The organism is Kitasatospora sp. NPDC101157 (genome assembly GCF_044768255.1).
In the GTDB taxonomy this organism is placed as follows: Bacteria; Actinomycetota; Actinomycetes; order Streptomycetales; family Streptomycetaceae; genus Kitasatospora.
The window spans coordinates 1-10,987 of record NZ_JBIWPL010000043.1; the positions used below are offsets into that span (position 1 = coordinate 1).

Consider the following 10,987-nt stretch of genomic DNA (forward strand, 5'->3'; position numbering starts at 1 on the left):
CGGTGGAGCGGATGATGCGGGACGCGAAGATCACCCAGATCTACGAGGGCACCAACCAGGTCCAGCGGATCGTCATGGCCCGCAACCTGCCGTAAGGCCTGTCCGCTCGTGGTTCGCAACGGCCCCCGACCGCACCGCTTGAGGTCGGGGGCCGTTCGTCGTCCGCCGTCGAACCCTCCTGGACGAACCGCCCTCTCCGGTGACATAAATGATCGTCAACTTCTGTGCACGGCGCGATCATTGCGGGAGACTACCGATCATGAGCAGCACCCCCGAGCAGCACGTCGACGGCAAGGTCTGGCTGATCACCGGCGCCAACTCCGGCTTCGGGCAGGCGATCGCCGAGGCCGCGCTGGCGGCCGGTGACACCGTCGTCGCGGCCGCCCGCCGCCCCGAGACCCTGGCGGAACTGGCCGCCGCCCACCCGGGCCGGGTGATTCCGGTGCAGCTGGACGTCACCGACCAGGAGCGGATCCCGGCCGTGGTCGAGGAGACCGTGCGGCGGCACGGCCGGATCGACGTCCTGGTGAACAACGCCGGCCGCGGCCTGATCGGCGCCGTCGAGGAGTCCACCGACCGCGAGCTGCGGGACCTCATGGACCTCCACTTCTTCGGCCCGGCCGCGCTCACCCGCGCCGTGCTGCCGCACATGCGGGCGCAGGGCGCCGGCGCCGTGGTGCAGATGAGCAGCATGGGCGGCCGCTTCTCCTTCCCCGGCGTGGGCGCCTACTCGGCCACCAAGTTCGCCCTGGAGGGGCTGTCCGAGGCGCTGGCCCTGGAGGTGGCCGGCTTCGGGATCAAGGTGCTGATCGTCGAGCCGGGCGCCTTCCGGACCGGTTTCGCGGGCGGCGGCGCGCTGGCCCACAGTGCCCCGATCGACGCGTACGAGCCGGTGGTCGGCCCGGTCCGGACCGGGCTGCCGGACTCCGACGGCAAGCAGCCGGGGGATCCGGTGAAGGCCGCCGAGGCGATCCTGGCCGCGCTGGCCGCGGAGAAGACCCCGCTGCGGCTCGCGCTCGGCACCGACGCCGTGGACGCGGTCCTGGGCCACCTGGACGGCGCGCGCCAGGAGGCCGAGGCCTGGGCGGCGGTCGGCCGCGGCACCGACTACCCGGCCGGGGCGTGACCCCGGGCCGGTGAATCCGGCGACGGCGGGCGGTCGGCCTCCCAAGGGCCTGTCTCCCGCCTGCGCGGCGGCGCCGGGGCACGCACCTCGCCGCGTTGTCGTCGGTCGCCAATGCTCCGCAGTGGCTCCCTCCTCCGCCTTGCGATGCACGCACCCCGACGCCGCCCCGCCCGCCCCCCGGGGGGACGACGGGAGTTCGAAGACAGTCCCTAGGCTGCCCGCCATGCCTTCTGACCTCAGCCTCGCCGTGCTCACCCCCGACAACATCGACGCCGCCCTCGCCCTGCGGGTGCGCCCCGACCAGGAGGGCCTGGTCGCGCCGGTGGCGAAGTCGCTGGCCGAGGCGTACGTGCACGGGGAGACGGCCTGGCCCCGGCTGATCCTGGACGGCGGGCGGCCGGTCGGCTTCGTGATGGCCTTCTTCGACGTCCGGTTCCACCCGGAACGCCCCGACGACAGCCCCCGCTCCGGCCTCTGGCGTCTGCTGGTCGACGCGGAGCGGCAGCGTGGCGGCTACGGGCGCTTCGCCGTCGAGCAGGTCTGTGCGGAGATCCGCCGCCGCGGTGGCACCCGGGCGACCGTCACCTACCACCCGGGCCCGGACGGGCCCGCCGGGTTCTACGCCGGGCTGGGCTTCCGCCCGACCGGTGAGCTGAGCGGCGACCAGGAGGTGGCGGAGCTGGAGCTGTAGCGGGGGCGGTCGGCGGCTCAGCCGACCAGCGCGGCCGCCTGCTCCCGGGCCTGCCGCAGCCACGCGGCCCGTTCGCCGGCGGGGGAGTCGGTGACCGTGCGGAACACCGTCCGCCGTACGTCGGTGATCCCGACGTACGGCAGCACGCAGGCCGCCCAGATCCGCTCCAGCGGGTCGCCGAACTCGTCGCGCTCCCGGGCCGCGGGGGTGTCCGAGGTGTTGAGCACCAGGGCCCGCCCGGCGCGCAGCAGCCCGGCCGGTTCGCCGTCGGCCGTACCGAGCTTGTACGCGACGCCGGGGGCGAGCACCCGCTGCACCCAGCCGGTGAGCACCGCGGGCGGCATGCCCCACCAGTTGGGGTGGATCAGCACCAGCGCATCCAGGCTGGCCACCTCGGCGCGGTGCAGGGCGAGCCGGGGGTCGGGACTGCCCCCGGCGGCGGCCACCGTCCCGGTCTCCTCGGCGGTGAGCAGCGGGTCGAAGCCCTCCGCGTGGAGATCGTGGGCGAGCACCTCGCAGCCGCGTCCGCGCAGTTCGTCCACCACGGCGTCGTACAGCGCGTGGTTGAAGCTGCCCGGCCGCGGATGCGCCAGGTAGACCCCGATCCGGTTCATGTTCCGCCCCCCTCAGGCTGGTTGGAGGCCGATCGTACTGGTCGGCGGTGGCGCCGGCGGGCGGCCCCGGGCACTGTGTGGAGCTGACCGCGCAGGGCCGCGCCCTCTTCGCCGAGGCCGACGCGACCCGACGGGCCGCCCTGGCCCCGGTGTTCACCGACCGGCTGGACGCGGCGGACATCGCGGCCCTGGGGACGGTCTGGCGCAAGCTCAAGGCCTGAGCCGCCCCCGCGCCGCCGCTACGCCGCCGCCCCGCATCGCCGCCCCGTATCGTCGCTGCGCCGCTACGCAGCCCCGGCCGCCGTCGGCTCCCCGGAGGCGCCGGCGATCACCTCGTCCAGCACCTCGCGGGAGCGCAGCAGATCGCTGATCATCCGGTCGATCCGGTCCCGCTCCGAGGTGAGTTCCTCGACCAGCAGAGGGGTGGCGGTCTCGCTGGGGCCGCCGTCGGAGTCCCGCATGCAGGGGAGGATCTTGTAGATGGTCCGGCTGTGCAGCCCGGCGGCGAACAGCTCCTGGATGTGCACCACCCGGTCCACCGCCATCTCCGGGTACTCCCGGTGGCCGCCCGCGGTGCGCCGGGCGACCAGCAGCCCCTGCTGCTCGTAGTACCGGAGCGAGCGCTCGCTCACGCCCGTGCGCCGGGCCAGTTCACCGATCCGCATGCCGTCCACCCCGCTGTTCGCTCCGCCGTTCCGGCCGAAGGCTTGAACCTGACATCGATGTTAGCTTCTACCGTCCGGGCACGACGGAGAACGCCGAAACCACCGGGGCGCCGAGGGCTGTACGGACGACCCGACGCTCGCCGGATAACACGCCGACGTCACCAGGGGGTGTGCCGGGGGTGGCGCGCGGCGGCCTGCGGGTCGTGCCATGATCCCTGCATGGGTTCCAACGTTTTCTTCGACATCACCATCAACGACGAGCCGGCCGGCCGCATCGTCTTCAAGCTGTACGACGACGTCGTCCCGAAGACCGCCCGCAACTTCCGCGAGCTGGCCACCGGCCAGAACGGCTTCGGCTACGAGGGCTCCGGCTTCCACCGCGTGATCCCCGCCTTCATGCTGCAGGGCGGTGACTTCACCAACCACAACGGCACCGGTGGCAAGAGCATCTACGGCGAGAAGTTCGCGGACGAGAACTTCCAGCTCAAGCACGACCGCCCGGGCCTGCTGTCGATGGCCAACGCCGGCCGCAACACCAACGGCTCGCAGTTCTTCATCACCACCATCGTCACCGACTGGCTGGACGGCAAGCACGTCGTCTTCGGCGAGGTCGTCGAGGGCATGGACGTCGTGAAGAAGATCGAGGGCCTCGGTTCGCAGAGCGGCCGCACCTCGGCCGACATCAAGATCGCCAAGTCCGGCGTGGTCGAGTAGTCACCGCGGCCACCGGCACGCGTACCGCCCCGGAGTGGGAAGTCGGCTCGGCCGGCTTCCCACTCCGGGGCGGTGTCGTTCCCGGGGCCGCCGGTCCATGGGCCCAGGCCCAGGCCCTAGGCCCAAGGACCGATGGCCCGCCGCCCCGGTCCGGGGTGGAATGGACGAATGGATCACGAGCAGGCGTACGAGGGGCTGACCGCCGCCGCCCGGGCGGCGTACCTGGAGCGGATCGGGGTCACGGACCCCGGGGCACCCTCGGCGGACGGGCTGGCCCGGCTGCAGCGGGCCCACCTGCGGGCGGTCCCGTTCGAGAACCTGAGCATCCACCTCGGCGAGCCCGTGGTGCTGGAGCCGGCGGCGCTGGTGGCGAAGCTGGTGGACCGGCGGCGCGGCGGGTTCTGCTACGAACTCAACGGCGCCTTCGCCGAGTTGCTGCGCTCACTGGGCTACCGGGTGAGCCTGCTGGCCGCCCGGACCTTCGGGGGCGGCCACCCCGGGCCGCCGCTGGCCCACCTGGCGCTGCGCGTCGACCTGGACGGGCCCTGGCTGGTCGACGTGGGCTTCGGCCGGTTCAGCGAGCTGCCGCTGCGCCTCGACGAGCGCGGCGAACAGGCCGACCCCCAGGGCGCGTTCACCGTCCGCCCGTACGGCGGCCACGGCGAGCTGGACGTCCTGATGGACGGCGAGCCGCAGTACCGGCTGGACCAACGCCCTTACCGGCTGGCCGACTTCGGGCCGACCTGCTGGTGGCAGACCACCTCGCCGCAGTCCCACTTCACCCGCTCGACCACCTGCTCGCTGCTCGCCCCCGACGGAGGCCGGACCACGCTCAGCGGCACCCGGCTGATCCGCACCGCCCCCGACGGCGGCCGCACCGAGGAGCGGCTCACCGAGGCCGCCGCACTGTCCGCCTACCGCGAGCACTTCGGGATCGCGCTCGACGGGCTGCCGGCGGCGCCGTCCGCCTGAGGTCGGCCGGACACCGCAGCCGGGGCGCCCAGCTCCCCTCCCGCGTCCCCACCCTGCGCGCGGGCACCCCGGCCCAGATCCCGCAGGCGGCCGGGACCTCCATGCCGTAGAGCGCGAGCGCCTCCTGGACCAGGCGGCCCAGGAGGCGGTGGCGTCGGTGGTGGACGCATGCGGTGACGAGTGACATCCACCCGTTGTCGTGGGGTGGTCGCACCCTGTGTCCGGTTACTTGAAGTCCGGCACCGCGGTGTCGTTCTTGAAGGCGTCGAAGACCTGCTTGGACTTGTTGGTGTCCCACAGCACCGCCGACTCGCCGGTCTTGGTGCGGTAGTCCGCGTTGCCGATCGGGATGGTGAGGGTCTTGCCGGAGCCGCCGTTGACGTCCTTCATGGCGAGGAAGAGCGAGCCCAGGTCGGTCAGTCCGCAGTCGTCGTCGACGATCAGGGTGCCGAGCGCCGAGTCGACCAGCGGGTAGAAGGTGAACGGGTTCATCACGGTGCCCGGGGAAGCGGCCTGGTGGGCGAGGGCGCCGAGGAACTTCTGCTGGTTGCGCATCCGGCCGAGGTCCTGGTCGGCCATCTGGTGGCGCTGGCGGACGAAGGCCAGGGCCTGGGTGCCGTTGAGGGTCTGGTCGCCGGCCTTGAGGTCGAGGCCGGAGTCCTTGTCCTTGATGTCCTGGTCGATGTGCATCTCGACGCCGCCGATGGAGTCGACGATGCCGGCGAACCCGGCGAAGCCGATCTCGGCGTAGTGGTCGATGTGGATGCCGGTGTTCAGCTCGACGGTCTGCACCAGGAGCCGGCCGCTGCCGGTGGCGAAGGCCGAGTTGATCTTCGAGCTGGTGGCCTTGACGGTCTTCCCGCCGCTGGTCCTGTACTCGGGGATCGGCACCCAGGAGTCGCGCGGGATGCTCATCAGGGTGTTCCCGTTGTCCCCGATGTGCAGGATCATCATCGAGTCGCTGCGCTTGCCCTCGACGTCGTGCCCGGTGTGCATGGTGTCCATCTGGGACTCGCTGAGGCCCTCGCGGCTGTCGGAGCCGACGATCAGCCAGTTGGTGCCCTTGCCGGCGGCCGGACGGCCCGGGTAGTCGGCCAGCACGTTCTCGTGGTTGAGCTTGGAGTCCGCCCAGAACCAGGTGGAGACCGCGGTCACCATGACGGCGATCAGCACGCCGAAGACCGTCCACTTCACGATCCGCCGCCGCGGCCAGCGCCGGGCCTGCGCACCGGCCGGCGGGGCGCCGCCGGGACCGCCCGGGCCCCCGGGGCGACCCGGTCCGCCCGGGCCACCGGGACCACCGGGGCCCGGACGGCCGGGGCCTCCGGGCGCGGCCTGCGGCGGGACGCCGCCGAGGCGGGACGGCCCGGGCCGGTGCGGAGCGGGCGCCCCCGGCCCGCGCGGGTTCAGCCCGGCCGGCAGCGGCGGCTCGGCCGCCGCACCGCCGCCGTTGCCTCCGTACGGGTTCCCGCCGCCGCCCGGGCGGCCCTCCTGCCACGTGTTCATGCCGTCGAGGATGCCCGACCCCGGTACCGCTGACTCCCCCCGGGGCCCCCGCCAGGCCTCTTGTAGCAGTTTTGATGCACGCACCGGATCGTTCCGGCGTGAAACGCGCCCGTCACCCGCGTTCCGAGCGCCGAAACGATTCTTGACCGCTCCGAACGCAGCGTGTTTGCATTCCAGGCATGGACCAGGGGCGGGCACTCACGCGTCGGCGGCACGTCGACCTGCAGCGCGTGTCCGGTTCCCTCTGTCGCGGCTGAAGCGCACTTCGCCCATCCCCCACCGCAGCAGCCGAGCAGCGGCCGCTGCGAAGCGCCCCCGCTTCCAGCCAGAGGTGAACCATGGCCACCGTCCTGTCCGTTTCCGGCTCCCCGTCCGCCACCTCCCGCACCACCCGGCTGCTGCGCCACGTCGACGCCCGCCTGGTGGACCGCGGTCACCGCGTCGTCCCCTTCGAGGCCCGCAGCCTGCCCGCGCACGCGCTGCTCTCGGGCGACTTCGACCACCCGGAGATCGTCGCCGTCACCGAGCTGTTCGCCCGCGCCGACGGCGTCGTCATCGGCACCCCCGTCTACAAGGCCGCCTACTCGGGCCTGCTCAAGGCCCTGCTCGACGTGCTCCCGCAGTACGCCCTGGCCGGCAAGGCCGTCCTGCCGTTGGCCACCGGCGGCTCGCCCGCGCACGTCCTCGCCGTGGACTACGCGCTGCGCCCGGTGCTCAGCTCGATGGGCGCCGGCCACGTCACCCAGGGCTGGTTCGTGCTCGACCGCCACATCACCGCCGCGGAGGACGGCACGACCCTCGTCGAGTGCGAGACCGACGCCCAGCTCGTCCCCGTCGTCGAGGGCTTCGCCGACGCCCTCGAACGCCTGGCCGCACCCGTCCTGACCGGCTGAGCGGCCGCCCGCGCGACCCCGTACGGGGCGACCCCGAGAAGGCCCGCGGCACCCCCTAGGGGGAGGGGGTGCCGCACCCGTAGAACCTTGGTTGCACCGCTTCATTCCGGCGGAGGACGAGCCCTCCGACGGCGACTCCTAACGTGGTTCTCACATCCCCGCCCCTCCGAAGGCGGCCCGGTTCCGTCGGGTCCGCCACCCGACCGTGCCGGGAGGGTGGGGGTCAACGGGTGGGCCACTTCTTAGGAGACTCCAGTGACGACGGCAGCAGCCGTGTACGACCCCCAGCTTCCCGGCGGACCGTCCGCCGTCGCCGCCTCGGCCCGCCAGGTGACCAAGGCCTACGGATCGGGCGAGACCAAGGTGACCGCGCTCGACGCGGTCGACGTGGACATCCAGCGCGGCCGCTTCACCGCGATCATGGGCCCCTCGGGCTCCGGCAAGTCCACCCTGATGCACTGCCTGGCGGGCCTGGACACGGTCAGCGCCGGGCGGATCCGGATCGGCGACACCGAGATCACCGGCCTGAAGGACAAGCAGCTGACCAGGCTGCGCCGCGACAAGATCGGCTTCATCTTCCAGGCGTTCAACCTGCTCCCGACCCTGAACGCGCTGGAGAACATCACCCTGCCGATGGACATCGCCGGCCGCAGGCCCGACCAGGCCTGGCTGGACCAGGTGGTGGAGACCGTCGGCCTGGCCGGCCGGCTCAAGCACCGCCCGACCCAGCTCTCCGGCGGCCAGCAGCAGCGCGTCGCGGTGGCCCGCGCGCTGGCCGCCCGCCCCGAGATCATCTTCGGCGACGAGCCCACCGGGAACCTGGACTCCCGGGCCGGCGCCGAGGTGCTCACCTTCCTGCGCCGCTCGGTGGACGAGCTGGGCCAGACCATGGTCATGGTCACCCACGACCCGGTCGCCGCCGGCTACGCGGACCGGGTGCTCTTCCTCGCCGACGGCGTGATCGTCGACGAGATGCACGCGCCGACCGCCGACTCCGTCCTCGAACGCATGCGCCGCTTCGACGGCAAGCGCACCAGCTGAGCGGCGGGACGACGAAACCATGCTGCTCAGGACCTCACTGCGGAGCTTCTTCGCCCACAAGGGCCGGATGGCGCTCTCGCTCATCGCCGTCGTGCTGTCGGTCGCCTTCGTGTCCGGCACCCTGGTGTTCTCCGACACCGCCACCAGCACCTTCTCCAAGCTGTTCGCCGCGACCGCCTCCGACATCTCGGTCCAGCCGCCCAAGCCGGCCGACGACCAGGAGCAGCAGGCCGGGGACAAGCCCGCCACCGTCCCGGCCGCGCTCGCCCAGCAGGTCGCCTCGGTACCCGGCGTGAAGACCGCCGTCGGCCAGGTCATGGTCGGCAACGCGATCCTGGTCAACCCGGCCACCAACAAGCTGGTCGGCCCGACCAGCGGCGCGCCGACCCTGGTCGGCAACTGGACCGACACCCCCCGCAACCCGGTACGGATCACCTCCGGGCACGTCCCGCAGAACTCCGGCGAGCTGGTGCTGGACGCGGACACCGCCAAGAAGGCCGCGCTGGGCGTCGGCGACAAGATCCGGGTCGACAACGCCGCCGGCCGGCACCCGTACACGATCGCCGGCATCGCCACCTTCACCACCACCAACCCGGGCGCCGCGCTCGCCTTCCTGGACACCGCGACCGCCCAGCAGGTGCTGCTCGGCGAACAGGCCTACACCTCCGTCGAGGCCTTCGGTGACGGCAGCCGCAGCAACGACCAGCTCAAGGCCGACGCCCTCGCCAAGGTGGGCGGCGGCTTCCAGGTCAAGACGGCGGCCGAGCAGAAGGACGAGAACACCAAGGCGATCGGCAGCGGCCTCGACTTCATGAAGTACGCGATGCTCGGCTTCGCCGGGATCTCGCTGATCGTCGGCGGCTTCCTGATCATCAACACCTTCTCGATGCTGGTCGCCCAGCGCACCCGTGAGATCGGCCTGCTGCGCGCCATCGGCGGCAGCCGCCGGCAGGTGAACGGCTCGGTGCTGGTCGAGGCGCTGATCCTGGGCGTGCTCGGCTCGACCCTCGGCGTGGCGGCCGGCCTGGGCGTGGCCTTCGGCCTGATCAAGCTGATGAACGCGATCGGCATGGACCTCGACGCGAGCGACCTGGAGATCGGGCCCGACGTCTTCGTCGCGGGCTACGCGGTGGGCATCCTGATCACCGTCGTCGCCGCCTGGATCCCGGCCCGCCGGGCCAGCCGGATCGCACCGATGGCCGCCCTGCGCGACCACGGCACCCCGGCCGAGGCACGCTCCAACCTGGTCCGCACGGTCCTCGGGGTGCTGCTCACCGGCGGCGGCGCGGGCCTGCTGGTCCTCGCCGGCACGGCGGACAAGGCCGGTACCGGCGGGCAGCTCCTGGGCCTGGGCCTGCTGCTCACCCTGATCGGGTTCGTGGTGCTCGGCCCGCTGCTGGCCACCGTCGTCATCAAGGTGCTCGGCGCCCTGCTCCCGGCCCTGTTCGGGCCCTCCGGCAAGCTCGCCCAGCGCAACGCGATGCGGAACCCGCGCCGCACCGGCGCCACCGCCGCCGCCCTGATGATCGGCCTGGCGCTGGTGATCGGCTCCTCGGTGTTCAGCTCCTCGGCGGTCAGTTCGGCCAGCGCGCAGATCGACAAGTCGGTGGGGGTCGACTACATCATCCGCGGCGGCCAGACCGGCGTCACCGCCGAGATGATCGACGCGGTGAAACGGACCCCGGGCATCGACCACGTCACCACCGAGAAGGACCTCGACGCCAGGTTCCAGCTGCCCGACGGCACGACCGCTCGGGCCGGGATCGCCGCGGTGCCGCCGGCCTTCTTCACGACGGACTTCCGGCTGCCGGTCAAGTCCGGCGCGGTGGAGTCGATCGGGCGCGGATCGCTGGGCATCGGCGAGGGCTTCGCCACCGACCACCACCTCAACGTCGGCGACAGCATCACCGTCCACTACGCCGGCGGCCACACCCAGGTGCTCCCGGTGGGCGTGGTGTTCGCGAAGGACTCGCTCTACGGGGACGCCTCCTTCGTCGACTTCGCCACCATGGCCGAGGCCGTCCCGGCGGCCGATCAGCCCGTCGACCGCACCTTCTACGCCAAGGCCGCCTCCGGCGCCGACGTCGGCAGGACGCTCACCGCCCTGCAGGACGCGCTCCAGCAGTACCCGCAGCTGACCGTCAAGGACCAGGCCGGCTACAAGGAGCTCGTGCAGTCCCAGGTCAACACCCTGCTCTACCTGATCTACGGCCTGGTCGGCCTGTCGATCACCGTCGCGGTGCTCGGCGTGGTCAACACCCTGGCGCTGTCGGTGGTGGAGCGGACCCGCGAGATCGGCCTGCTGCGGGCGATCGGGATCTCCCGCCGCCAGCTGCGCCGGATGATCCGGCTGGAGTCCGTGGTGATCGCCCTGTTCGGCGCCGTCCTCGGCACCGGTCTGGGCCTGGCCTGGGGCGTCACCGCCCAGCGGGTGCTGCGGGACCAGGGCCTCGGGACGCTCTCCGTCCCGACCACCACGATCGTGGTGACGCTGGTCTCCTCGGTGGTGATCGGCCTGGTCGCCGCCCTGGTTCCGGCCTTCCGGGCCGGACGGATGAACGTCCTCGCGGCCATCGCGACGGACTGACCCGGCGACGGGGGACGTCGGGTCACCCACGGGGGAACGGGGGAGCGGGGGAACGGGGGAGCGGGGGGCGGGGGGGGCCCCCCCCCCGCCCCCCCCCGGGGGGCCCGGGGACCACCAGGCGCCCGCCCGCGACGCCCCGGTGAACCGCGGTCAACACCCCCCCCCCCCCCCAACCGAC

Annotated in this window: 13 protein-coding genes; 10 read left to right on the forward strand and 3 right to left on the reverse strand. The window is 72.8% G+C overall.

Annotated elements, in window-relative coordinates; translation table 11 throughout:
* The 3 genes from ACIRVF_RS40900 to ACIRVF_RS40910 all read left to right on the forward strand — a co-directional run.
* A partial coding sequence (locus ACIRVF_RS40900; RefSeq protein ID WP_132919430.1) for an acyl-CoA dehydrogenase family protein occupies positions 1-95 on the forward strand: 95 nt, incomplete at its 5' end.
* A 164-nt stretch (positions 96-259) separates the two neighbouring features.
* On the forward strand, positions 260-1,126 hold the full coding sequence (locus ACIRVF_RS40905; RefSeq protein ID WP_402829780.1) for an oxidoreductase: 867 nt from the start codon (positions 260-262) through the stop codon (positions 1,124-1,126).
* Positions 1,127-1,349: 223 nt separating this feature from the next.
* Positions 1,350-1,817 carry a GNAT family N-acetyltransferase gene (locus tag ACIRVF_RS40910; RefSeq protein WP_402829783.1) on the forward strand — a complete coding sequence of 156 codons (468 nt, stop codon included), beginning with the start codon at positions 1,350-1,352 and terminating at the stop codon, positions 1,815-1,817.
* A 17-nt stretch (positions 1,818-1,834) separates the two neighbouring features.
* Here the strand turns inward: ACIRVF_RS40910 and ACIRVF_RS40915 are convergent, their stop codons facing one another.
* Positions 1,835-2,431, reverse strand: coding sequence for an NAD(P)H-dependent oxidoreductase (locus ACIRVF_RS40915; protein ID WP_402829785.1), 597 nt, complete (start codon positions 2,429-2,431; stop codon positions 1,835-1,837).
* Positions 2,432-2,478: 47 nt separating this feature from the next.
* Between ACIRVF_RS40915 and ACIRVF_RS40920 the strand changes: the two genes are divergently transcribed.
* Positions 2,479-2,652: a hypothetical protein gene (locus ACIRVF_RS40920; RefSeq protein ID WP_402829788.1), complete on the forward strand. Its 174-nt coding sequence runs from the start codon at positions 2,479-2,481 to the stop codon at positions 2,650-2,652.
* 63 nt (positions 2,653-2,715) lie between these two features.
* Here ACIRVF_RS40920 and ACIRVF_RS40925 read toward each other — a convergent pair whose 3' ends face one another.
* Positions 2,716-3,096 (reverse strand): MerR family transcriptional regulator, encoded by a 381-nt coding sequence (locus ACIRVF_RS40925; RefSeq protein WP_402829791.1) that lies wholly within the window; start codon positions 3,094-3,096, stop codon positions 2,716-2,718.
* A gap of 219 nt (positions 3,097-3,315) precedes the next feature.
* Here ACIRVF_RS40925 and ACIRVF_RS40930 point away from each other — a divergent pair, with 219 nt between their 5' ends.
* Together ACIRVF_RS40930 and ACIRVF_RS40935 are read left to right on the forward strand one after the other, a co-directional pair.
* Positions 3,316-3,810 (forward strand): peptidylprolyl isomerase, encoded by a 495-nt coding sequence (locus tag ACIRVF_RS40930; RefSeq protein ID WP_402829793.1) that lies wholly within the window; start codon positions 3,316-3,318, stop codon positions 3,808-3,810.
* Between the two features lie 168 nt (positions 3,811-3,978).
* Positions 3,979-4,782, forward strand: coding sequence for an arylamine N-acetyltransferase (locus ACIRVF_RS40935; RefSeq protein WP_402829796.1), 804 nt, complete (start codon positions 3,979-3,981; stop codon positions 4,780-4,782).
* 225 nt (positions 4,783-5,007) lie between these two features.
* On the opposite strand, the gene ACIRVF_RS40940 is transcribed toward ACIRVF_RS40935, so the two are convergent.
* On the reverse strand, positions 5,008-6,288 hold the full coding sequence (locus ACIRVF_RS40940) for an LCP family protein (protein WP_402829798.1): 1,281 nt from the start codon (positions 6,286-6,288) through the stop codon (positions 5,008-5,010).
* Positions 6,289-6,467: 179 nt separating this feature from the next.
* Between ACIRVF_RS40940 and ACIRVF_RS40945 the strand changes: the two genes are divergently transcribed.
* From ACIRVF_RS40945 to ACIRVF_RS40960, 4 genes are all read left to right on the forward strand, one after another.
* A complete protein-coding gene (locus ACIRVF_RS40945) occupies positions 6,468-6,545 on the forward strand; it encodes a putative leader peptide (RefSeq protein WP_355212135.1) in 78 nt (25 codons plus the stop codon).
* Between the two features lie 81 nt (positions 6,546-6,626).
* Positions 6,627-7,181 carry an NADPH-dependent FMN reductase gene (gene ssuE, locus ACIRVF_RS40950; protein ID WP_402829801.1) on the forward strand — a complete coding sequence of 185 codons (555 nt, stop codon included), beginning with the start codon at positions 6,627-6,629 and terminating at the stop codon, positions 7,179-7,181.
* Positions 7,182-7,436: 255 nt separating this feature from the next.
* Positions 7,437-8,222 carry an ABC transporter ATP-binding protein gene (locus ACIRVF_RS40955; RefSeq protein WP_402829802.1) on the forward strand — a complete coding sequence of 262 codons (786 nt, stop codon included), beginning with the start codon at positions 7,437-7,439 and terminating at the stop codon, positions 8,220-8,222.
* A 19-nt stretch (positions 8,223-8,241) separates the two neighbouring features.
* The gene (locus ACIRVF_RS40960) at positions 8,242-10,809 is read left to right on the forward strand and encodes an ABC transporter permease (protein WP_402829805.1); all 2,568 of its coding nucleotides are present in this window, start codon (positions 8,242-8,244) and stop codon (positions 10,807-10,809) included.
* Positions 10,810-10,987: the final 178 nt, after the last annotated feature.

What these genes read in the sequence shown, in the direction of transcription:
- ACIRVF_RS40945 (WP_355212135.1), top strand. Translation starts at nt 6,468, where the DNA reads ATGGACCAGGGGCGGGCACTCACGCGTCGGCGGCACGTCGACCTGCAG.
- ACIRVF_RS40910 (WP_402829783.1), top strand. Translation starts at nt 1,350, where the DNA reads ATGCCTTCTGACCTCAGCCTCGCCGTGCTCACCCCCGACAACATCGAC.
- ACIRVF_RS40940 (WP_402829798.1), bottom strand. Translation starts at nt 6,288, where the DNA reads ATGAACACGTGGCAGGAGGGCCGCCCGGGCGGCGGCGGGAACCCGTAC.
- ACIRVF_RS40930 (WP_402829793.1), top strand. Translation starts at nt 3,316, where the DNA reads ATGGGTTCCAACGTTTTCTTCGACATCACCATCAACGACGAGCCGGCC.
- ACIRVF_RS40935 (WP_402829796.1), top strand. Translation starts at nt 3,979, where the DNA reads ATGGATCACGAGCAGGCGTACGAGGGGCTGACCGCCGCCGCCCGGGCG.
- ACIRVF_RS40960 (WP_402829805.1), top strand. Translation starts at nt 8,242, where the DNA reads ATGCTGCTCAGGACCTCACTGCGGAGCTTCTTCGCCCACAAGGGCCGG.
- ACIRVF_RS40925 (WP_402829791.1), bottom strand. Translation starts at nt 3,096, where the DNA reads ATGCGGATCGGTGAACTGGCCCGGCGCACGGGCGTGAGCGAGCGCTCG.
- ACIRVF_RS40905 (WP_402829780.1), top strand. Translation starts at nt 260, where the DNA reads ATGAGCAGCACCCCCGAGCAGCACGTCGACGGCAAGGTCTGGCTGATC.
- ACIRVF_RS40915 (WP_402829785.1), bottom strand. Translation starts at nt 2,431, where the DNA reads ATGAACCGGATCGGGGTCTACCTGGCGCATCCGCGGCCGGGCAGCTTC.
- ssuE (WP_402829801.1), top strand. Translation starts at nt 6,627, where the DNA reads ATGGCCACCGTCCTGTCCGTTTCCGGCTCCCCGTCCGCCACCTCCCGC.